The organism is Cytobacillus sp. EB106-05-05-XG126, from assembly GCF_058791715.1.
In genome coordinates, this window is the sequence record NZ_JBYTDU010000019.1 from 1 (window position 1) to 21673 (window position 21673).

The following is a 21673-nucleotide window of genomic DNA, read 5'->3' on the forward strand; positions in this document are numbered from 1 at the left end:
CGGTAGTTCAGTTGGTTAGAATGCCTGCCTGTCACGCAGGAGGTCGCGGGTTCGAGTCCCGTCCGGACCGCCATTTTATAGTTCTAAAAAGTAAAACGAAACTTAGTTTCGTCTTTTTTTTTGCCTTTTTAACCTAAGTGTATAGGATATTAATATTGAAAATAGCTTATTTTGCCCATTGCTGCAAAATAAGGTAAACTACATATAGACTATTCTCCTTAGGATTTATCCTAAGGTTTTTTTGTAATCTCGGAATTCAGATCGTTGAATTTCGAGAACTGTCCTGCCCTATCGCCAGCTGTCTCGAGGCGGCGCGGGTGGTAAGCGTTTGTGCTTTTTCTTTTCGTTGATAGATTAGACCATAAAAGGTGTTGAAACATATGAGTCAGTTTGAGTTTATCTCAAAGAAGCCAGAGGATACGATGGGGTTTTCGGAAAAGCTTGGCAGCCTGCTTCAGCCGGGGGATGTCCTTGCTCTGGAAGGAGATTTGGGTGCAGGGAAAACGACATTCACCAAGGGACTGGCCAAAGGGCTTAATATAACCCGGAATGTAAATAGCCCTACTTTTACGATTATTAAAGAATACCACGGAAGATTACCCCTTTATCATATGGATGTATATAGAGTTGAAGATTCCTTTGAGGATTTGGGGTTTGATGAATATTTTGATGGCAATGGGGTCACAGTTGTAGAATGGGCCCATCTTGTTAAAGAACAGCTGCCCGAAGAGTTATTGACGATTTATTTATTTCTTGATGATCATGACTCAAGAAGGCTTGTGCTGGAACCCCAGGGCAGAAGATATGAGGAATTGTGTAAGGAGATAATGCTATGAAGGTTTTAGCCATTGATACATCCAATTACCCTCTGGGAGTAGCTCTTCTGGATGGTGATCAGGTTATAGGTGAGTATATTACAAATGTAAAAAAGAATCATTCTGTCCGGGTTATGCCGGCTATTGATATTTTAATGAAAGATTGCGGTATTAAGCCAGCTGAATTAGATAAAATTGTTGTTGCGAAAGGGCCTGGGTCGTATACAGGAGTGCGTATCGGGGTAACGATTGCAAAAACATTGGCATGGACTTTAAATAAACCGCTGGTTGGGGTATCAAGCCTTGAAGTATATGCGGCCTCGGCGGGCAGATACTTTAATGGCGTCATATCACCTTTGTTTGATGCCAGGAGGGGGCAAATATATACCGGCCTGTATCAATATAGGGAAGGACAGTTAGTTTCGCTGATCAAAGACCAGCTCTTGCTTTCAAAAGATTGGGCAGCCATGCTTTCAGAACAGCAGGAAAACGTTCTTTTCATCGGGAATGATTTGCCCTTACATCAAGATGTATTTGCAGAATTCCTTAAAGAGCGGGCAGTGTTCGCTTCACCTGCAGAGCATAATCCCCGGCCGGCCGAACTTGCTTTATTAGGAAAGGACCGCGAGGCTGAGGATGTCCATTCTTTTGTACCTAATTACATTAGGATTGCGGAAGCTGAAGCTAATTGGATAAAAGCAAACAAGGAAAAAAAGTTATAGATGAGGAAGCGGACGTATGAATAAATCCTTAACTTTCCGTTTGATGAATGAAGAGGATATTGATGATGTTTTGGAGATCGAACACAAATCTTTTGCAACACCCTGGAGCAGGGAGGCCTTTTTTAACGAATTAACACATAACCAGTTTGCTTTGTATGTTGTTTTAGAAGAAGAAAATAAAGTAATAGGATACTGTGGAGCCTGGATAGTCGTAGATGAGGCTCATATCACAAATGTTGCGCTGCTCCCTGAATACCGCGGGAGAAAACTTGGAGAAGCTTTGATGCGGCAGCTAATGGAACTTGCATCTGAAATGGGAGCCATCACAATGACTCTGGAAGTAAGAGTATCCAACTTCACAGCTCAGTCCTTATACCGAAAGCTTGGATTTCAAAACGGAGCCATCAGGAAGAACTACTACACTGATAATCAAGAAGATGCTTTAGTAATGTGGGTGAATTTATAATGAAAAAAGATCAATGGATCATGGGGATTGAAACCAGCTGTGACGAAACGGCTGTAGCCATCATTAAGAATGGGCGCGAAATTGCAGCCAATATCGTTGCATCCCAAATTGAAAGCCATAAACGTTTTGGCGGAGTAGTTCCCGAAATAGCTTCCCGTCATCATGTTGAACAGATAACAATCGTACTGGAAGAGGCATTATATAAGGCAGGCATCACATATTCTGATCTTTCAGCAATTGCTGTGACCGAAGGACCTGGCCTTGTAGGTGCGCTTCTGATTGGGGTTAATGCCGCAAAAGCAGTAGCGTTTGCTCACGGCATCCCGCTGGTAGGCGTGCATCATATTGCTGGCCATATTTATGCAAACAGACTGGTGGAGGAAATGGAATTCCCGTTACTTTCCCTGGTAGTCTCTGGCGGACATACCGAACTGGTCTATATGAAGGAACATGGACATTTCGAAGTAATTGGCGAGACAAGGGATGATGCTGCAGGAGAGGCATATGATAAAGTTGCCCGAACCTTAAATCTGCCATATCCGGGAGGTCCTCACATTGACAAACTCGCACATGGAGGAAACCCAACTATTCAGCTCCCAAGAGCCTGGCTGGAAGAAGGTTCATACGATTTTAGCTTCAGCGGCTTAAAATCAGCGGTTATCAACACTGTCCACAACGCTGAACAGCGTGGCGAAAAGATAGTACCGGAGGATTTGGCGGCAAGCTTCCAGGATAGTGTTATTGACGTGCTGGTAACGAAAGCAGAAAGAGCAGTTGAAGAGTATCAGGTGAAGCAGCTGCTGCTCGCAGGCGGAGTTGCGGCGAATAAAGGACTTCGGGCTTCTTTGGAAAAGAAGTTTGGAAATAGAGCCGATATCAAGCTCATTATTCCACCCTTATCTTTATGCACAGATAATGCAGCAATGATAGCAGCTGCAGGAAGTGTTCTGTTTGAAAAAGGACAATTCGCCGGCCTAGATTTAAATGCTAACCCCGGTTTGGATATTACTATCCACAATGATAAATAATTAGGTAAAAGTCCCCGACAGCATAGGGGACTTTTTCTGTGGATAAAATCATTAATTTCAGAGATTTATGTTGATAATGTGGATAAAATCAGCTTGAATTGTGGATAATGTGGAAAACTCTGTGGAGAGTACGTATAACTGCGTTTTTCTTGTGATTATCTCTGTGGATAATAAAAAAGACTGGCAGTGACTATTCTACCAGTCTAAAAGTTATGAATATTATTTTAATCCTCTTCAGCTAAAAGAGTCCATTCTTCCATCAATTCTTCCAGCTTTGCTTTTGCTCCATCTGTTTCATTCGTAATTTCCATCACCTTTTCATGGTCCTGATAAACATTCGGATCACAGAGAAGCTGATCATTAGCATCTATTACTGTTTCTAAGGCTTCTATTTGTTCTTCAATTTCTTCCATTCTTCTTTTTCGCTGGCGTTCGAGCTTTTTAGCTTCTTTATCCAGCTGATAATTATTTTTGTCCTGCTTAACAGGCAGCGATGCGGTGGTGTCAACTTGCTCATTAAGTGCAAGCAATTCCTCCTGCTCCTGCTTTTTTTCTACATAATAATCATAATCGCCAAGATATTCAGTTGCCCCGCTTCCAGAAAGTTCAACTACTTTTGTTGTAATTCTGTTGATAAAATAGCGGTCATGAGAGACGAAGAGAATGGTTCCGGGATAATCGATCAATGCATTTTCAAGAATTTCCTTGCTGTCCAGGTCCAAGTGGTTTGTAGGCTCGTCCAGAATTAAGAAATTGGATTTCTGCATCATAAGCTTTGCAAGTGCGAGCCGGGCCTTTTCACCGCCACTCAGTGTTGAAACGGTTTTAAGAACATCATCACCTGAGAAGAGAAAGTTCCCAAGTATGGTCCTGATTTCTTTTTCCGGTTTCAGCGGGTATTCATCCCATAATTCGTTCAGGACTCTTTTGTTGCTTGTGAGCTCTGCCTGTTCCTGGTCATAGTAGCCAATTGTCACATTGGAACCGTACTGAATCTCCCCTGAAAAAGAAGGGATTTTTTTGATGATGGTTTTAAGCAATGTGGACTTGCCGATTCCATTTGGTCCTACTAGTGCAATGCTGTCGCCTCTTGCCAGCCGCATTGAAATATTCTCGCTGACTTTCTCTTCATAGCCTATAGCTAAAGAATGAATATTTAAAACCTCATTGCCCGACTGACGCTCGATGTCAAACCCAAAGGAAGCTGACTTCTCGTCTCCAAACGGCCTGTCCATCACGTCCATTCTGGCCAGCTGCTTTCTGCGGCTTTGTGCCCTTTTGGTTGTGGAGGCCCGGGCGAGGTTTCGCTGAATGAAGTCCTGCAGCTTAGCGATTTCTTCCTGCTGTTTCTCGAATTGCTTCATTTCTTTTTCAAAATTAGCGGCTTTTTGATCCAAATAGGAACTGTAGTTTCCCGGGTACTTTCTTATTTGGTGGCGGGAAATCTCGTAAACCTGGGAAACGACCTTATCAAGGAAATACCGGTCATGTGATACGATTAGAATAGCACCGCTGTATCCCTGGAGGTATTGTTCAAGCCACGATAATGTTTCAATATCAAGGTGGTTGGTAGGCTCATCCAGAATTAAAATATCAGGCTTTGTCAGCAGAAGTTTACCAAGGGCCAACCTTGTTCGCTGTCCGCCGCTCAATGACGAAATTTTAGTATCATAGCCCAATGAGCTGAAATTGAGTCCATGGAGAATGGAACGGATATCTGCTTCATATTGATAGCCGCCATTTTCTTTGAAATCAACCTGAAGTTTGTCGTAATCTTTCAATACGCGTTCATAGGCATCAGAATTACTGAGGATATCGGAATCTGCCATTTGTTCTTCAAGGTTGCGGAGCTGTTTTTCCTGCTTCTGCAAATGACTGAAAACAGTCAGCATTTCATCCCAAATGGATAATTCCGATTCCAGTCCGGTATTTTGTGCAAGATAGCCAATGGTTACTTCCTTTGGCTTTATAATCTCACCGGAATCATATGCCATGTGTCCGGCAATTATTTTCAAAAGGGTGGATTTTCCTGCACCATTGCGCCCTACAAGGGCAATCCGGTCCCTGGTTTGTACTTCAAGCTTTATATTCGTTAAAATGGGATCAGCTCCAAAACTTTTTGCCAGCTGATTGACTTGTAATAGTATCATGTTCTTTCACCTCGGGTATAGAGTAAGTGTAACTCATTCATATATGTTCGGCAATAAAGGAGACAGGACTATAAGCACACCTGAAGGGCATTGAATCATAAAAAAAGGTAAATAAATATGTGAAGAACCTTACAAAGCACATACAAAGTAACGGAAAAATAGTGTATGATTTTGAAGAGAGGTGTTTTTAAATGGCGGATTTTACTCATTTTAATCAAGAGGGCAGGGCAAAAATGGTAGATGTCAGCGATAAGCCTGAGACGGCAAGGACGGCCATCGCTCAGTCAAGTATTACGGTGAATCAGGAGATATACGAGAAGATCACATCCAACTCCATGAAAAAAGGGGATGTACTTGCTGTTGCACAAACGGCAGGCATTATGGCGAGCAAGAAAACATGGGACATTATTCCGATGTGCCATCCGCTGCCGCTTAAAGGTGTGGACATTTCATTTTCATGGAAAGCAGAAGAGGAAGAGTACGACCTCATCATTACAGCTTCTGTTAAAACAAAAGGAAATACGGGTGTGGAAATGGAAGCGTTAACAGCTGCTTCTGTCTGTGCGCTGACCGTTTATGATATGTGCAAGGCTGTAGATAAAGGAATGGTAATTGGGCCAACCTTTTTAATAGAGAAAACAGGCGGCAAAAACGGAGATTTTAAACGAAATTAATTCATCATAAGAAATGGGGATGGACGAATGGCCAATGAACCAATTAAGATACCGCAGGCAACAGCTAAACGGCTGCCTTTATATTACCGCTTCCTAAAAAACCTTCATTCCTCCGGCAAACAAAGAGTCTCATCAGCAGAATTGAGTGAGGCGGTTAAAGTGGATTCTGCAACGATTCGCCGTGACTTTTCGTACTTCGGTGCGTTAGGGAAAAAAGGCTATGGATATAATGTGAATTACCTGCTGGGCTTCTTTCGGAAGACTCTTGACCAGGACGAGCTTACCAAAGTCGCTTTGGTCGGGGTAGGGAATTTAGGTACAGCCTTTCTTAACTATAATTTTCTTAAAAATAATAATACGAAAATAGAAGTGGCATTTGATGTGGATAAGAGCAAGGTTGGCACGAAAATCGGCGATGTGCCGGTCCATCATATGGATGACCTTGAAGAAGTGATAGTTAAAAATAATATTCAGGTTGCGATTCTAACGGTGCCTGCACCGCCTGCCCAGACGATTACCGATCGGATGGTGAATGCGAAAATAAAAGGAATCCTTAACTTTACACCCGCGAGGCTCACTGTGCCGTCCTCGATTCGGATTCACCATATCGATCTGGCAGTGGAATTGCAGTCATTGGTTTATTTTCTGAAAAATTATCCTGAAGAAGTGTAAAAAAAATGAGCCTTTTGCGGGCTCATTTTTTCATTTTAAAATGCTGGCCAACCATCCGTAGACCGGTGGCAAAATCAAATGTGGCAATTAAGATAAGAAAATAAGTAAAGAATCCCCAGGTTTCTTCCCGCTGGGTATTCTGGATGGCTATAAAGGTGAAAAGACATCCGAGAAGGATGTAAATAAAGCCTGAAAACAAAGGTGTGCTTCTCATGATAATCCCCCAGTACGTTTAAAACATTTCTCCAGCTAGAAAAAGCTGATAAAGCTCTGCATGTTTTCCATTTCCTTTAACCACTTTTGTATATTATCCTGATTCAGCTGAACAACCGCGACGAAGGTGTTCATCGCCACATGGGCAAAAATCGGCACGATGATCCGCTTCGTCTTGACATATAAAAAGGCAAAGGTGAATCCCATTGCTGAGTATAACAGTACATGTTCAGGCTCAAAATGGGCCAGAGCAAAAATGACCGAGCTGATCAGGGCTGAAAGGAAGAAGTTGAAGCGCTTATGAAGAGAGCCAAAAATAATCTTTCTAAAGACGATTTCCTCAAGGATTGGCCCGATGACCGAACTGATTAAAATGACGATTGGCGATGCTTCAATAATCCTGATAATCTGCTGTGTATTTTCAGATCCCATTTCAATGCCAATCAGGTTTTCAATACTTGCAGCAGTAGCTTGAGCAATCAGGGCCAAGAATATGCCTCCAATAGCCCAGCCCACAGAGCCTGCAACAGAAGAGGCATCCCTATCCAATCCCCGTTTCATTTCTTTCCTTAGTAATAGAAGCGTAATGATCAGCGTGATTGTGAAACTGATTACGAGCCAGTAGGCCACAGCAAGAATCTGCATATTCTCTGGATTCTGTCCCAGGGCATCGGCAGCTAATAAAACGAGCGGAACGCCAAATAAGCTTGAAAGCTGCATGGCAATATAGGCGATTAATATAATCCAGTATTCCTTCTTCAAAATGTTTTACTCCTTAATCTGAGTGTTGGAAACAAGTCCTAAAGCCATTGTACTCTTTATATGGAGCGGGTTTCAAATATCAGCACCAAGGAGAGACCTGTTATGGTTAAAATATGTGTTTCTGCAGCATACTTAAGAGGTTGTCCGTGTCGAAAAATAGCGTGCAGGCACGAATGAATTTTTTTATAAAAAATTTAAGCTTCACCCTTGCAAATAGAAAGGAGATTCATTAATATAATAATTGTGTTAGCACTCATACAGAGAGAGTGCTAATAAATAAAAATATTTACATATTATTTGAGGAGGTTGTTTCACTTGTTAAAGCCACTAGGTGATCGAATCATTATCGAGCTTGTTGAAACTGAAGAAAAAACTGCAAGCGGCATCGTACTGCCGGACACTGCTAAAGAGAAGCCTCAAGAAGGCAAAGTTGTAGCTGTGGGGACTGGCCGCGTTCTTGAAAATGGTGAGCGTGTTGCCCTTGAAGTTGCTGACGGCGACCGTATCATCTTCTCAAAATATGCTGGTACTGAAGTAAAGTACGAAGGCAAAGAATATTTAATTTTACGTGAAAATGACATTCTTGCTGTAATTGGCTAATCGCCGTTCCAGACAGATTATTAAAAGATAAAGTTAAAATTTTTGAGGAGGTTTTTATCAATGGCTAAAGAGATTAAATTTAGTGAAGAAGCCCGCCGCGCCATGCTTCGCGGTGTAGATTCCCTTGCAAATGCGGTAAAAGTAACTCTTGGACCTAAAGGACGCAACGTGGTTCTTGAGAAGAAATTCGGTTCTCCATTAATCACTAATGATGGTGTGACAATTGCGAAGGAAATCGAACTTGAAGATGCTTTCGAAAACATGGGTGCGAAGCTTGTTGCTGAAGTAGCAAGCAAAACAAATGATGTTGCCGGTGACGGTACAACAACTGCAACTGTTCTTGCACAGGCAATGATCCGTGAAGGCCTTAAGAACGTAACTGCAGGTGCTAACCCAATGGGCATCCGCAAAGGAATTGAAAAGGCGGTTTCTACTGCTGTTGAAGAGTTAAAAGCTATTTCAAAGCCTATCGAAAACAAAGAGTCTATCGCACAGGTTGCTGCGATTTCTGCTGCTGACAATGAAGTTGGACAGCTGATCGCTGAAGCAATGGAGCGCGTTGGCAACGACGGTGTTATCACAATCGAAGAATCTAAAGGATTCACAACTGAGCTTGATGTGGTAGAAGGTATGCAATTTGACCGCGGATATGCTTCTCCATACATGGTTACAGATTCTGATAAGATGGAAGCGGTTCTTGAAAACCCTTATATCTTAATCACTGATAAGAAGATCACAAGCATCCAGGAAATCCTTCCTGTACTTGAGCAGGTTGTACAGCAAGGCAAGCCATTATTGCTTGTAGCTGAAGATGTTGAAGGTGAAGCACTTGCTACACTAGTAGTTAATAAGCTTCGCGGAACATTCAATGCAGTAGCGGTTAAAGCTCCTGGCTTCGGTGACCGCCGTAAAGCAATGCTTGAAGATATCGCGATCCTGACTGGCGGTGAAGTAATCACTGAAGAGCTAGGCCGTGACCTTAAATCTGCTACAATCGATTCTTTAGGACGCGCTTCTAAAGTGGTTGTTTCAAAAGAAAACACGACAATCGTTGAAGGTGCTGGAGACAGCGCGCAAATCGGCGGCCGTGTGAACCAGATCCGCACTCAAATGGAAGAAACTACTTCTGAATTTGACCGCGAAAAATTACAAGAGCGCCTTGCTAAGCTAGCTGGCGGTGTGGCAGTGGTTAAAGTTGGTGCTGCTACTGAAACTGAATTGAAAGAGCGCAAGCTTCGCATCGAAGACGCCCTTAACTCTACACGTGCAGCTGTAGAAGAAGGAATTGTTTCCGGTGGTGGTGTTGCCCTTCTAAACGTATACAACAAAGTGGCTTCTATCCAGGCTGAAGGCGATGAAGCAACAGGCATCAACATCGTACTTCGTGCGATGGAAGAGCCTGTACGCACAATTGCTCACAATGCTGGCCTTGAAGGTTCAGTTATTGTTGACCGCTTAAAGCGCGAAGCAGTTGGAACAGGCTTCAACGCTGCTACTGGCGAGTGGGTAAACATGATCGAAGCTGGTATCGTTGACCCAACTAAAGTAACTCGTTCAGCTCTTCAAAACGCTGGATCTGTTGCGGCTATGTTCTTAACAACTGAAGCAGTTGTTGCTGACAAGCCAGAAGAAAATGCTGGCCCTGCAATGCCTGACATGGGCGGCATGGGTGGAATGGGCGGCATGATGTAATCATTGCCCAACGAAGAGGAATGTTATCATTTCTCACCTAAAATTAGAGGTTTCTCATGAGTTGTGCAAACTTGTGAGAAGCCTCTTTTTTTCGTTTGTTTCGTGGAGATAGACGATCTTTGGTGTCTTGCCGAAATTCTTCTTTAAGGAGTCTGGTGGGACAGTATAGTTGAAGAAGGAACTTAACATTACATCTCGAATATCTAATGTAATTGAAAAACTAAAAGAAAGACTGGGGTTGGTTACACTGATAAAAGGTTTCGGTGGAGTATTTTGGAGAACCAAGAACCTTGATGTTGTGAAAAAATGGTACAGTGAAGTGCTGAAGATTGAAATAGATAATTGGAATGGAACTGTGATTACTCCCCAATTAGGAAATGAGACGATCTTTTCTTTCTTTACCGAGAATGACAGTTATTTTCCAGCAGAACAACAAGTGATGTTGAATTTTCAGGTGCATAAACTAGACGAGATGATTACACATCTTGAACAAATTGGTGTACCTCTAGTTAAGGAAAAAGAGGTTAGTGAGTTTGGAAAGTTTATTTGGGTTGAAGATCCTGAAGGCAGACTGGTCGAGCTATGGGAGAAATAGCGAATTTAAAAAACAAGAGACATAGGGACAGGCATCTTGTCCCAACGGCCCCTATACTGCTTATACGTCAAAAAAGGAATTCCTATCTGGGAATTCCTTTTTTAAATAGTATGGGAAGCGGAACTTTTGCTTCTTTAGAAATGCAGCGCCTCTACTTTATTCTTTATCAGACCCTCCGCCAAAAGCTTCCGGAATCATCGTAAAGCCTTCAATCACGGTATCCTCTTCCACCTCGATCATCAGGTAACGCTTGCCGTCAAAATTAATTTGTCTTACATATCTAAGATCTTGCGGACAAATGGATATGTTGGCTGCTTTTGTGCTGATTTTGATTGATTTTGAATTGTATTTAGGCAGGACGCTGCTTGCCTTTATTTCATATTTGTCATCATCAATGATTTTTTGATAAGCGGATTGGACCTTTTCAGAATCAATATCTTCGATGCCGCTCACCTTTAAAACATGTTCTACGTCTTTGGAATCCAGCTTCGGCGGTTCATCCTCTTCGTTTTCCACGATCATCCGGTTTATCTCTTCATATACGTTGGAAAGTGTTGATGTGCTAAGCTGATCTCCTGTTACGTCTTTAATAATTTCTTCAAAAACGATTTTATCATCCTGCGCCGTCATTGTTTCTTCCCCGTTTAAAACGTCCTCAATGAACTGGTGGTCGGGCTCATGGACCTTGCCTGCAGAATACAGGACATGATTGACATCAGCCGCGTGATCGGTGAAGCAAGGAAATAGAAACCCTGAAATGGGAGACTTGAGGTTGATAATTGGATCAACGGTAAAATGATATTTAAATTCCCGTTCGACATAGTCAAAAAGCAGTTCTTTCTTCGGTTCCTGCGTGTTATTGATGCTGCAGAGAATAAAGGGATGAGAATAAACGGCATCCCGTTCACTTTCCTCGGCCTCTGGATTGCGGCGTTTCATTGGCTTAAGATACTCCCCGCGAATGAACGTAACAACAATATCCTTTTCATATTGCCGGATTCCCAGCATTTTGCCGACAATCTGAAGCATTTGTTCCGTCCAGCCTTCAGCATCATTAGTCAACAATCCTTGATGAAGGATGAGCTGACTGCTGTTTTCCGCATCTCTCTGAAACTTTAACTCAAAGAGCTTTTCATCCAATTGGCCGCCCAGCATCTTTTTGAAGTTGTCCATAAACAGTTCCTGCTGATCCTGATCCAGCATTTCAAAAGGCTGGCTCTCATAATGATAAATCTCGCTTGATTCCTTCATAATATAGACGTTAAAAATATCTGAGATCTTTAGTAAGTCATTATTTAGTTTAAATTGTTTCCGAATCTGTGCAATGTCTTTTTTGTTCATGGTTAAAATCCACTCCTAAACTGCCCAATATGCATATCTACTAGAATAACAAAATACATCAGCTCTATAAATTATTATTTATTTTCGTTTTTTTATAAGGGGTTTATTAATGAAGATTCGGAAGAGGGGAAGTGACTGCGGAATTCTGGTATTCTGCCAGCATTGAGGGGATAAAAAGAGGCTTCCCATAAGCTGGAAAAACTTATCGAAAGCCTCTGTACTTTTATCAAAAAGGGTTGTTTGCTAAGGGGATTATTTTTTAACCGCATGTATACCCCTGGAAAGCAGCCGATCCGATTCATCTAAGAATTGTACGGATAGTCCCGTTGTTTCTTCATTTTTGAGCAATACAGATTTATAGGCTTCTGTCACCTGCTGAAGCTGCCTATTTAAAGCATTCAATTTATTGATGAAATCAAGGACATTATTTTCCCCAATAGTGGATGGAAGGGTTGGCTGGAGCCCGTTAGCGGAGGATTGAAGTTTAGAAAGTGCCTGTTCTATTTCACTTATCCTTATCTTAATCTCAGTATCCATTCTCAGTACCTCCTCATTATTTCTTCGACCTCTCTGCTGCAAGCTGTGCTTCCAGGGAAGCGATTGTTTGTTTGATAGAATCGATTTCCTGCTGGATCTGCTGCAGCTTCCGGCTTATGGCTGAAAACACATCTTGAAACTGATTTGACTCAATGTCCGTGTAACTCGTAAGCATTTGTTCAAACCGGATATCCTCAAATTCATCTGCCAGCCTTCCCTGCCAGGTAAAAGGGGAAAGATCCGGCTTTGTGACGGTATGCCGATAGTGGTTAAACTCCTGCTGTTTTCCTTGGAGCTCCCTCTTACAGTCCAGCAGTCTCTGCAGATCACTTTGTTTTTTCGCCAATAAACTGTAGTAATATCCTAAAGACATGAATATTCACCTCATATACTGCCAATTTCATATTATTAATCCGGGTAAAAAGAATCTATTTTACTATATCACAGGAAAATAATGTAATAATGATACATTTTTCTTATTTTAGACATTCTGTCGATGGGTACTTATTACTGTTTTATACAAAAGTGTAAAAATAATCCTATTCGTAATAAAATTACTCTAATTTTTAGTGTAAAGTATAAATTATGGAAATTTTAGTGAGGGGCTCTCTGAAGAGCCTCTATTCCAGTTGTCGATTGGCAGGAGGCGATTTATACTGAAGGTATTAGATGCAAGGGAGTTGCACAGCGGATTGAAGGATCTTCACTCCAGTCTCGACTCCTTAGAAGAGCAGATAAGAAACATTGCACGTGATGTAGAAGGAATTACCTCGCTTGAGGACTTCTTCCGGGGAGAGGGAGCAGCCGCTATTCAGGCTTTCTTCCAGGAATGTCATTCTCCTTTTCTCTTATTTTTTGAAGGTTTTCTTGCAGACTATCAAAATACTTTAAAAGGAATAGCTTCTTCCCTTCAGATGCTCGAGCCGGCAAGCAATGGATTCATTCGTCAGAGCTTTTTGGATGGAGAAGCAGCACAGGGCCTGGTAAAAACAGAATCTATTACCAATAGCCTAACAGATGAGACCAATGCGGTGATGCAGAAAGTTTCTGATATTGTAAGTCTCCCTCACCTGCAGGATGGGGAGTTTTCGGCACATGTAAGGAGAGCGGAACTTCACCGGAGAAATACGGTAGATGATCTAATGACCTTTGACAGCCAGCAAACACTGGCACTTGATCCAATTGAGCAGGATCTTCATCTGATACAGACATACATCGATGAAATTTCCAGCCTCTTTCAAAGTGGAAATCTCAGCATTTCCGGCTATTCCGTCAAACAGATTCAGTCCAGCCCAATCTATGGAGAGCTTTTAGAAGGCATCAGGCATAAAGCAGGAAATTCCGTGCGTTCTCCGGAATTCTTTAAAGAACTCGGCGTAACGGCACTGGGTCAAATTCTACCGCCAGGTGCTTATTCCATTTGGGCTATCTGGCAGAGTACCTACGAAAGAAAGACCATCCGCTATCAATTAACAGCCTTGAAGGCTTTAGCAGAGCTAAACAGTAGCGAAATCACCCCGGAGGAATTTACTTCTCTGAGCGGCAGGGAGATCCTGGCTATTGATGTCATAGACGAGTATGGCATCGGCAGCGAGAATCAGGGCGGAAAGTTTCATCTATATGAAGACGGCCGGATTGTCCGGGAATTCTATGGAGAAAAAGGAATAGCCTACGAATTCGTCGACTCCATTCCAGAAGACCGAGTGGGCGGAGTGCGGGAACTGGACTCCATAGCTGACGGAACCCCGCTTGAAATTCTCGAATACCTGTCGCTCGCGGCTGTTGTCAGAAAGCAAGGAACCAAGGTCATTCGGAAAAGTATCAAAAAGGCCGACTTTGATGGGCTTGTCAGGATATTGAAAGAGGAAAAGGGTCATGTGGTCTTGCCGGGGAAGACGGCTGGTAAGGATATAGATAATGCTAAAGAAATAACAAAATTAACTGTTGAAGATATACCAACTGCAAAGAGTGGGAATTTTAATAAATTCTTCAATTCCCTTACAAGTAGTGAACTAGACGAACTTTGGAAAGAGAAAAAGATTAGAAAGAAAATTGAACGTCAACTTAGAGAACCTGGAGGTTTACATGAGTGGCACTTAGTTTCAAGGGCTCCTCAATTTAAGTATTGGAATATTGGTGCTGAAGAGATTAAAGATTTAAGAACAGCTATTTCCGATGTCACATTTGTAAATCCAAACGGTGTTCATGGAGGGTTAGGCTCAACTAAAGCACATAATGAATTGTTAGCAATAATAGATACTTCTAGCGACTATAATACATTTGTTAGACGACTTAATAATTGGGCTAATTATAGATTAGAGGGTGGAGTTTCGTCTTTACCACAAGGTCTAAGATTAAAGTAGGAGGCTACTATAATGGAAAAACAAGGATGGGTTTCAATTTGGTTAGGAAATATTAACGATGAGGACTCAATAGGAGAGTATGTTGATTTAACGTATGATGACGATGGCGAGTCTGTCCCATCCCAATTCTTTCTCGACTTTAATATTGATATGGATGAAACAGATGAGGATACTATAGAAAAAGCTGTCTATAAGAATAGTAGTAGTGATATTTCAGCATTATTAGATGGGTGTTCATATGAAGAAATTGTCATTCCAAAAATCCAGAAAAGTATAAACCTAAAGAAATCATATAATGCAGTAATTTTAATATATAATTTTGAATATAAAAATGAAATTAGTTCAACAGGTGCTTTTGATTTTATTGCTGCTACAAATTATGAGTAAGAGAAATCTTAAAGGTATGGAGAATTGATTTAGTTGATGGTTAACTCAGAAATTACTTATCGGTGGGGTGGCTTTATAATACAGATAAATATATTTTAATCAGCCAGTTAAAAAAAGTAGATAATCCACTAATACTCCATTACTTTGCTGCCAATTATAATTGGAATAGTGGTTTTGAAGTACCAACAGTTATCTTAGAAAATGAGGCTTGTGATTTAGGGACTGGTTTACTCATGTTTCATTATGCAGATGGCTATCGTTTGTTAGAGAGTTCAGAAGAAATTTCAAGTTCTTCGTTAGAGTAATGGAAAGTTTTTTTGAGGAAGAATTATATTAAACTACTAAGCCTAGAATTTAAATCACAAGACATTTCTTTTGACCCTGAATTAACAAAAATTCAAAAGTATAAGATAAAAAAGAATAATCCAGACCTTCCTGCCGTTCTAATTAGTAAGTCTCCAGACAAAGAGATTGATATACCTGAGATATAATGTACTTTATTTGAAACCTTGATTGGCAAAGTGCCTTTCAAGGTTTTTCGTTTAATATGTCCCCAACATTCCCCCGCCAAATGTAGTGAATTTGCCCAAGCCAAACCCATTTCCACGCATATACAATAATGTAGGCATATACAGAGGAAATGGAGGTATGTATGAATGTACCCTTATAGAGGGCCTTATCAGCCGCAGGATCAGCGTTTTTTTGGATTCTTTGGTCTGCCTTTTTTAGGCGGGTTAGCAGGAGGTTTATTGGGCACTGCCTTATTCTACCCGCGTCCATATTATGGGTATCCGCCACCGCCGCCTTATTATTACCCGCGGCCTTGCTGTGGACCGGGATTTGGATATCCTTATTAATAGCTGTCAGGGGGAGATCATTAAGAAATGCTTCCCTTTTTTAATGCTGATCTTTTTTCCAATCGGGCCATTCGATTCTTGAGAAAAACGAAGAGGAATCAGATCGATAATGTGATAAAGAATGAATGTACGTGCTCATTTGTATATGATGAAAGTCTTATCAAATAAGGAAAATGTAGGATATTTATTATTCAGAATATTAATTCCTTTAGCAGATTTACATACTCCCGCTGAAAAGGCATGATAGAAATAATTCGGATACCGAATTAAAAAAACAGGGGAGGCTAAAAAAATGAAGAAAAAGTCATTATGGAAAGTACTTAGTACAGCAGCATTGGCAGCATCAATACTCGTACCTCAAGTTAGTTTTGCTGAGGGAGCAAAGCCTGTGACAGAGGAAAATATATCTATTAGCGGCTTTGTAGATTATGAAGAATTGAAGAGAAAGCTGAGCCAGCTTGAAAAGTCATCGAATGGCCTGGTTCAGGTTGAGTCTGCTGGTAAAACAAATCAGGGAAGAGATATCTTTACAGCTCGAGTGGGACATGGGGATAAAGTAGTTCTGGTACAGAGTGAAATTCATGGCAATGAGAAGACTGGAACTGTCGCATTATTAAATATTCTTCAATATTTAGGTTCAAGTCAATCAGCAGAGGCGAAAAGAATTAGGGAAGAACTGACGATTGTAGCGATCCCGATGATGAATGCCGATGGTTCCGAATTGGACAGGCGTGGTAATGTGATGACCTGGGAAGAAGTACAGGGGCAGTTCCCTCAATTACATAGTGCACTGCCAACCTGGAATTATTACACACGCACCCTGCAGGGGGATGACTATGCAGGAGCTCCAGGCTTTGATGTAAACCGTGACTTTAACCCCGACTTGAACTATGTTCCGAAAGCGGAAGACTTCCCGGGCAATTCAAGCACTCCAGGCTGGTATATTACACCTGAATCCCAAACCGTCCGGGATATATATAAAGGTCTGCAAGAGGAGTTTGGGAATGTAGAAGTCTTTTTAGATCTTCATCACCAAAATTTCTATAAGATCGAAGGAACGGATGAAGACGTTACAATGTCCATTTCAGCAGATTTTATTCCAGATCCAAGCTCTCCTGAGGGATCGAAATATAGCCAATATGCAGAGAATTACCGCTTTGATTTCTCAAGACAGTTAAATGTGGCACTTTATGATGCACTTCAGGAAAAAGGCAATTCAGTGTTCACCAATATTTCTTTATATGACCAGGATTTAGACTTGCCTGGGACTGCATTGGGTTCCTTTGCCTTGAACGGAAGCGGGGTAGTCCTATTTGAAGTAAAAGGGCAGACACAGAACTATGGCCAAAAGATGAAAGGTCAGCTGGTTAAGACTGTGGAAACTGGGGTTATGGGAATCATTGATGGTGTTGCAGATGGCAGTGTTTATGATTTGAATCCTGAAGAATATAATGAAATTCCTAATAGGGTGTCAATTCGTTAATAGTGCAGCTGAGGCTGGTTCCATTTGGAATCAGCCTCATTCTTACTGAAGGTGATCTGGTACACTATCAGTCGTTTCTTCTGCAACTTCTGTAAAAATATCCTCTTCATTTTCGGGAACCATATGGACAGAGAAGCCCTTGGCAAAGGCAGGTTCCAGTAGATGAATCAGCTGCTGGACATCAGCCTGAAGCTGAAGGAATTCCTTTTTCGTTACAGGCTGGGCTTCTTCTTTTAATTCATAGCCCACTTGTCCGTTTGGCTCCAGGGTTGCCCATCGTACATCGCTGATAACTGCAACATTATGCTGACGCAGTTTCATTTCAAGCTGGTCCACAGTAAACCGGAGTTTCCTCAGATTCTGTTCATTCAATTTTCCATCTTCTATGATAATTTTGGATTGACCAGTGATAAACTTCTCGAATTTGTCTGATTTCATTTGTGCATATTCCATAATAACTAAGGTAAGGACAAGGATGAGTCCTACTGCAAGAGTAGTCCAAATGCTTTCCCCTGAAACCGGTTCAATTAATAGAGAACCAATGCCAATCATGATTACTACCTGAGCTAATGTCATCTGTGAAATAGACTTTCTTCCAGCGATCCTTAATAACAATGTGCCCCCGATGACGACAAGGATTGAGTTCCAAATCCAATCGAATTCCACTCGTATCCCTCCCTATATACTATTATAGTCTTTCGCAAATAGAGCCTTCTAAAACTGTTAATGTCAATTTATCTAACAAAAAAGTGGGATTAGCTATTGTTACATACTTATTAAACGTGTTAATATCAAAATATTATAAAAATTTTAAAAAATGCATGACTGTCGGGGGGATATTTGTGATGAAGAAGATGTTAGCCATCCTAGCAAGCAGCACATTATTAATGCTGGCTGCCTGCGGATCAGGAAATGAGGAAACCAGCGGGGAAGTGTCAGAAAAGAAAACCGTAAAAATCGGGATCACGCAAATTGTTGAGCATCCATCATTAGATTCTGCGAGAGAGGGATTTATTGCCGCACTGAAAGATGCTGGATATGAAGAAGGAAAAAATCTTAAAATCGACTTCCAGAACGCCCAGGGGGATATGAACAATAATATGTCCATCGCCCAGAACCTGGTCGCGGACAAAAATGATTTAATTCTGGCAATTGCTACGGCGAGTGCCCAATCGGTTGTGCAATCCACGAAGGATATTCCAATCCTTTTTACAGCCATCACCGATCCTGTGGGAGCTGAGCTTGTGGAAAGCATGGAAAAGCCGGGCGGGAATGCAACTGGTACATCTGACACACATCCGGATGCCATCAAAAATACAATTGACTCTATCAAAACATTTGTACCTGATGCCAAAAAGGTGGGCATTATCTACAATGATGGGGAACCAAACTCAGTAGTAAATGTTAAGCATGCAAAAGAAGCTATCGAGGCAGCAGGCCTGGAAGCAGTTGAAACGACTATCTCAACTAGCTCCGAGGTGAAGCAGGCTGCTGAATCCTTAGTGGGACGTGCTGATGTATTTTACATCCCTAAGGACAATACAGTCGTATCTGCCCTTGAATCAGTGCTGAACGTAGCCAATGAAAAAGACATTCCAGCTTTTGTTGGGGAAAGCGATTCGGTTAAACGGGGCGGATTTGCTTCCTACGGCTTTGAGTATCATGATCTTGGATACTCTACAGGCCAAATGGCTGTTGATATTCTTGAAGGCAAAAAGCCGAGTGAAATTCCTGTCGGCTACCCGGAGAGCCTTGAGCTTGTGATTAACAAGAAAGCAGCTGAGGAACAGGGAGTTGCTTTGACAGAGGACATGCTGAAGGATGCTAAGGTGGTTGGGGAATAAATAGGTTGTTAAAAGATACAGCGATTCAGCTGTATCTTTTTTTTTGCTTAATGAACCTGAAATTTATTCCGGAAAATGATTCCAAAGAACTACATAATGTGGAAGGAGGATTTTAGGGAAATTAAGGGCTCAATAAAGCTTAATTAAAATCTATGTGAAAGGGTAATTTCACCTACAAAATACAATCGGGGGTTTGTGGATTAATAGGAATAAAACCACAGACATAATTCGACACGTCCGCATAAGCGATTTGACGAGTTTTGACTGCCATGATAGTAATAAATAGGTATAAAATTTATATTTCTAGAATTGATGAATAACAATAAATAGAAAAAGTTTATGAAAAAAATACCATTTAATGTTTAAGTGTCTTCAAATTGGGTATTAGTGGGTATAAATAACTGTTTTGTTATTTTTTGCAAGTAAGTAATTGACCTTTCGATTGTGTATTTTTACAATAATAGTAACCTATTGAAAAGGAGAGATTTGAATGTCAGGAGTTATTCGCGTTACACCAGCAGAATTAGTAGGCATGTCTAACCGTTATAATGGAGAAAGCAGCCAGGTTGGGGATCAGATTGTCCGTTTGGATAATATGATTCGTGAACTGGAAGGTGCATGGGAAGGGGAAGCAAGCAGAGCATTTGCTGAACAATACCAATCTTTAAGACCTTCATTTGTTCAAATGCAGCAATTATTAGAGGATATTTCTGTTCAGCTTAATAATACTGCAAGAGCTCTTGAAGATGCTGATAACCAGATCGCTGGCCAAATCCGCGGTTAATTTTATCTGAATCAATAAGTGGAGAAGGAGCGCTGCATTCACAGGATGAAAAGCGCTCTTTTTTTATGAGGTGTTGAATATGTACATAGAATTAACAATTGATTTAAAACATTATGAAGCTGAACCTTTTGATCTCCGTCTATCTAACTATCATTCTGTTAAAAAAGTAGTTGATATTGTTTGGCAAGCTAAGTCTATTTCTCAGCCGCCCCGGGAAGGTTATTGGGTTAGAATTCCCAACAAGCAAATGATTCTGTCAGGAAACGATAAGCTGGCGGAAAAGGGGATTACCACTGGGGACCGTTTCGAAATTTTATAAAGGAGCATGTAAAAATGTCAGAAAAGAGTCAAACCTACCTTGAAGAGCAGCTTGAAGCGGTTGTCGAAACAGATCATCAATCCCTTACCATTCTTTTTCAAAGAGAAAAAATTAAAGCTGATGCTGCTGAGGAATTGGAATTGCTCCAGGCAATGGAATCAGCTATAAAAAGGGATATCCATTTAACAGAGGATGAACTGCGCCTCGTCCTGCAAATTCCCTCAAATTACTTAACCTTTTCCAAATTAAAAAAGAAAGACCAGAGAAGCAGATGGATTTTTTCTTCGCAGCTTCTAAAACTTGTGAAAAGTCATCCATATTCCAGGCTGCATCTCGTTATTTGTCCTGAAAACATTGTGGCGGATGAAAGCCTGTCACCGCATTTGCTTCATTATGGTGTGAGTGAAAGCCTTCCGCCTTATGAAACCAATCAGGAAAAACTCTGGATGGAATTGAAAGCGACCATCGCAGCTGCTGTAGATGGAAATCGCTCCTTCCGGGATTACCTCAAACTTCATGAAACCATTGAACTGTCGCCTGCAGCGGCAAGTGTCATCAAGGCCAAGGATGAAAATGAATTGTCAGACATTATCCGGACTAACATAGAAATGCTTGAAAAGAAAGATAAGGAATATGCTAAGGTTCCGCAGAAAAAGTGGAAAGCAACCAGGTATTCGGCGTGGGGTCTGCTGATTGCTTTAGTGCCTTTCGTTGCTTTCAGCCTATATTCCCTTATCTTTACTCAGCCAAAACAGGCTGCTTTTATTAACAGTCAGGAGCATTTTCTGAAAAGCCAGTATAGCGATGTCGTTTCCGAGTTATCCAATTATGATATTGATCAGATGCCAAGAGTCGTACAGTACGAACTGGCACAGTCCTACATAATAAATGAAGCATTGACAGAAGACCAAAAAGAGAATGTCCAAAATACGATCACCCTGCAGACGGATCCCCTATACTATCATTACTGGATTCATATTGGGAGGGGAGATGCCAAGGAGGCTCTCGATATCTCCCGGGATCTTGAGGATCGGGACTTAATTCTGTTCGCATTGCTTAAATACCGTGAAGTTGTCAAAGCAGATGATAGTCTTGAATCCGATGAAAAACAGCAGAAAATCGACGAAATTCAAGCAGAGATTGATGAGTATATAGAGGAACAGAAAGCTCAGGAGGAAGAGGAGCAGCGTCTTCAGGAAGAGCAAAGCAGCAGCGGAGATAATGAACAGACAGTAAAACAGGAGTCAGAACAAAAAGCTGCTGAAGAGCAAAAGCCTGCAGATGCAAAGACAGCTGAAACCTCTGCTGAAAAATCTGCCGAGAAGAAGGAAGAGGCAGAAAAGACAGAACCTAATTAAGATAGACAGGA

General features: G+C 41.3%; 24 protein-coding genes and 1 pseudogene. 18 read left to right on the top strand and 7 right to left on the bottom strand.

What is annotated here, in order from left to right; translation table 11 throughout:
• Positions 1 to 380 precede the first annotated feature (380 nt).
• Genes tsaE through tsaD form a run of 4 tightly spaced genes read left to right on the top strand, consistent with a single transcriptional unit; the run spans position 381 to position 3031 of the window.
• A complete protein-coding gene (tsaE, locus tag AC3WTL_RS23040; protein WP_163141673.1) occupies positions 381 to 836 on the top strand; it encodes a tRNA (adenosine(37)-N6)-threonylcarbamoyltransferase complex ATPase subunit type 1 TsaE in 456 nt (151 codons plus the stop codon).
• Entirely contained in the window at positions 833 to 1537 is a 705-nt protein-coding gene (tsaB, locus tag AC3WTL_RS23045) for a tRNA (adenosine(37)-N6)-threonylcarbamoyltransferase complex dimerization subunit type 1 TsaB (protein ID WP_197245242.1), read from the top strand. Before tsaE ends, tsaB begins: the two co-directional genes overlap by 4 nt.
• A gap of 16 nt (positions 1538 to 1553) precedes the next feature.
• Positions 1554 to 2003, top strand: coding sequence for a ribosomal protein S18-alanine N-acetyltransferase (gene rimI, locus AC3WTL_RS23050; RefSeq protein ID WP_061794083.1), 450 nt, complete (start codon positions 1554 to 1556; stop codon positions 2001 to 2003).
• Positions 2003 to 3031: a tRNA (adenosine(37)-N6)-threonylcarbamoyltransferase complex transferase subunit TsaD gene (gene tsaD / locus AC3WTL_RS23055; protein WP_222501713.1), complete on the top strand. Its 1029-nt coding sequence runs from the start codon at positions 2003 to 2005 to the stop codon at positions 3029 to 3031. Before rimI ends, tsaD begins: the two co-directional genes overlap by 1 nt.
• A gap of 224 nt (positions 3032 to 3255) precedes the next feature.
• On the opposite strand, the gene AC3WTL_RS23060 is transcribed toward tsaD, so the two are convergent.
• On the bottom strand, positions 3256 to 5181 hold the full coding sequence (locus AC3WTL_RS23060) for an ABC transporter ATP-binding protein (protein WP_492370103.1): 1926 nt from the start codon (positions 5179 to 5181) through the stop codon (positions 3256 to 3258).
• 191 nt (positions 5182 to 5372) lie between these two features.
• On the opposite strand from AC3WTL_RS23060, the gene moaC reads away from it, so the two are divergent.
• Both moaC and AC3WTL_RS23070 read left to right on the top strand, forming a co-directional pair.
• Positions 5373 to 5855 (top strand): cyclic pyranopterin monophosphate synthase MoaC, encoded by a 483-nt coding sequence (gene moaC, locus AC3WTL_RS23065; protein WP_163141685.1) that lies wholly within the window; start codon positions 5373 to 5375, stop codon positions 5853 to 5855.
• A 27-nt stretch (positions 5856 to 5882) separates the two neighbouring features.
• Entirely contained in the window at positions 5883 to 6527 is a 645-nt protein-coding gene (locus AC3WTL_RS23070; protein WP_197205727.1) for a redox-sensing transcriptional repressor Rex, read from the top strand.
• Positions 6528 to 6549: 22 nt separating this feature from the next.
• Here AC3WTL_RS23070 and AC3WTL_RS23075 read toward each other — a convergent pair whose 3' ends face one another.
• Positions 6550 to 6741: a YdiK family protein gene (locus AC3WTL_RS23075; RefSeq protein WP_048010893.1), complete on the bottom strand. Its 192-nt coding sequence runs from the start codon at positions 6739 to 6741 to the stop codon at positions 6550 to 6552.
• Between the two features lie 35 nt (positions 6742 to 6776).
• Positions 6777 to 7502, bottom strand: coding sequence for a CPBP family intramembrane glutamic endopeptidase (locus tag AC3WTL_RS23080; RefSeq protein ID WP_163141691.1), 726 nt, complete (start codon positions 7500 to 7502; stop codon positions 6777 to 6779).
• A 315-nt stretch (positions 7503 to 7817) separates the two neighbouring features.
• Between AC3WTL_RS23080 and groES the strand changes: the two genes are divergently transcribed.
• From groES to AC3WTL_RS23095, 3 genes are all read left to right on the top strand, one after another.
• Complete coding sequence (gene groES / locus AC3WTL_RS23085) at positions 7818 to 8102, top strand: co-chaperone GroES (protein WP_009336289.1); 285 nt, start codon at positions 7818 to 7820, stop codon at positions 8100 to 8102.
• 60 nt (positions 8103 to 8162) lie between these two features.
• Positions 8163 to 9794 (top strand): chaperonin GroEL, encoded by a 1632-nt coding sequence (gene groL, locus AC3WTL_RS23090; RefSeq protein WP_048010891.1) that lies wholly within the window; start codon positions 8163 to 8165, stop codon positions 9792 to 9794.
• A 247-nt stretch (positions 9795 to 10041) separates the two neighbouring features.
• Positions 10042 to 10389, top strand: a complete 348-nt coding sequence (locus AC3WTL_RS23095; RefSeq protein WP_252222258.1) for a VOC family protein — start codon at positions 10042 to 10044, stop codon at positions 10387 to 10389.
• Positions 10390 to 10545: 156 nt separating this feature from the next.
• Here the strand turns inward: AC3WTL_RS23095 and AC3WTL_RS23100 are convergent, their stop codons facing one another.
• The 3 genes from AC3WTL_RS23100 to AC3WTL_RS23110 form a co-directional block, all read right to left on the bottom strand.
• Positions 10546 to 11730, bottom strand: coding sequence for a DUF4317 domain-containing protein (locus AC3WTL_RS23100; RefSeq protein WP_222501709.1), 1185 nt, complete (start codon positions 11728 to 11730; stop codon positions 10546 to 10548).
• 252 nt (positions 11731 to 11982) lie between these two features.
• Positions 11983 to 12267 (bottom strand): YwqI/YxiC family protein, encoded by a 285-nt coding sequence (locus AC3WTL_RS23105; protein ID WP_252220626.1) that lies wholly within the window; start codon positions 12265 to 12267, stop codon positions 11983 to 11985.
• Between the two features lie 16 nt (positions 12268 to 12283).
• Positions 12284 to 12640 carry a YwqH-like family protein gene (locus tag AC3WTL_RS23110; RefSeq protein ID WP_252220627.1) on the bottom strand — a complete coding sequence of 119 codons (357 nt, stop codon included), beginning with the start codon at positions 12638 to 12640 and terminating at the stop codon, positions 12284 to 12286.
• A gap of 256 nt (positions 12641 to 12896) precedes the next feature.
• On the opposite strand from AC3WTL_RS23110, the gene AC3WTL_RS23115 reads away from it, so the two are divergent.
• From AC3WTL_RS23115 to AC3WTL_RS23135, 5 genes and pseudogenes are all read left to right on the top strand, one after another.
• Entirely contained in the window at positions 12897 to 14630 is a 1734-nt protein-coding gene (locus AC3WTL_RS23115) for a ribonuclease YeeF family protein (protein ID WP_286675810.1), read from the top strand.
• Between the two features lie 12 nt (positions 14631 to 14642).
• Positions 14643 to 15017 (top strand): immunity 22 family protein, encoded by a 375-nt coding sequence (locus AC3WTL_RS23120; RefSeq protein WP_492370104.1) that lies wholly within the window; start codon positions 14643 to 14645, stop codon positions 15015 to 15017.
• A gap of 62 nt (positions 15018 to 15079) precedes the next feature.
• Positions 15080 to 15508: pseudogene (locus AC3WTL_RS23125) on the top strand (DUF4274 domain-containing protein).
• Between the two features lie 165 nt (positions 15509 to 15673).
• Complete coding sequence (locus AC3WTL_RS23130; RefSeq protein ID WP_076262170.1) at positions 15674 to 15874, top strand: hypothetical protein; 201 nt, start codon at positions 15674 to 15676, stop codon at positions 15872 to 15874.
• 292 nt (positions 15875 to 16166) lie between these two features.
• Positions 16167 to 17357: a M14 family zinc carboxypeptidase gene (locus AC3WTL_RS23135; RefSeq protein ID WP_492370105.1), complete on the top strand. Its 1191-nt coding sequence runs from the start codon at positions 16167 to 16169 to the stop codon at positions 17355 to 17357.
• Positions 17358 to 17399: 42 nt separating this feature from the next.
• On the opposite strand, the gene AC3WTL_RS23140 is transcribed toward AC3WTL_RS23135, so the two are convergent.
• Positions 17400 to 18023: a DUF421 domain-containing protein gene (locus AC3WTL_RS23140; protein ID WP_048010876.1), complete on the bottom strand. Its 624-nt coding sequence runs from the start codon at positions 18021 to 18023 to the stop codon at positions 17400 to 17402.
• A 179-nt stretch (positions 18024 to 18202) separates the two neighbouring features.
• Between AC3WTL_RS23140 and AC3WTL_RS23145 the strand changes: the two genes are divergently transcribed.
• The 4 genes from AC3WTL_RS23145 (at position 18203) to essB (ending at position 21662) form a co-directional block, all read left to right on the top strand.
• On the top strand, positions 18203 to 19201 hold the full coding sequence (locus AC3WTL_RS23145; protein ID WP_048010875.1) for an ABC transporter substrate-binding protein: 999 nt from the start codon (positions 18203 to 18205) through the stop codon (positions 19199 to 19201).
• Between the two features lie 490 nt (positions 19202 to 19691).
• Positions 19692 to 19985, top strand: a complete 294-nt coding sequence (locus tag AC3WTL_RS23150; protein ID WP_009336200.1) for a WXG100 family type VII secretion target — start codon at positions 19692 to 19694, stop codon at positions 19983 to 19985.
• Between the two features lie 79 nt (positions 19986 to 20064).
• On the top strand, positions 20065 to 20304 hold the full coding sequence (gene yukD / locus AC3WTL_RS23155) for an ESX secretion system protein YukD (RefSeq protein ID WP_197245261.1): 240 nt from the start codon (positions 20065 to 20067) through the stop codon (positions 20302 to 20304).
• Positions 20305 to 20318: 14 nt separating this feature from the next.
• Positions 20319 to 21662, top strand: coding sequence for a type VII secretion protein EssB (essB, locus tag AC3WTL_RS23160; RefSeq protein ID WP_492370106.1), 1344 nt, complete (start codon positions 20319 to 20321; stop codon positions 21660 to 21662).
• The last annotated feature ends 11 nt before the right edge of the window (positions 21663 to 21673 follow it).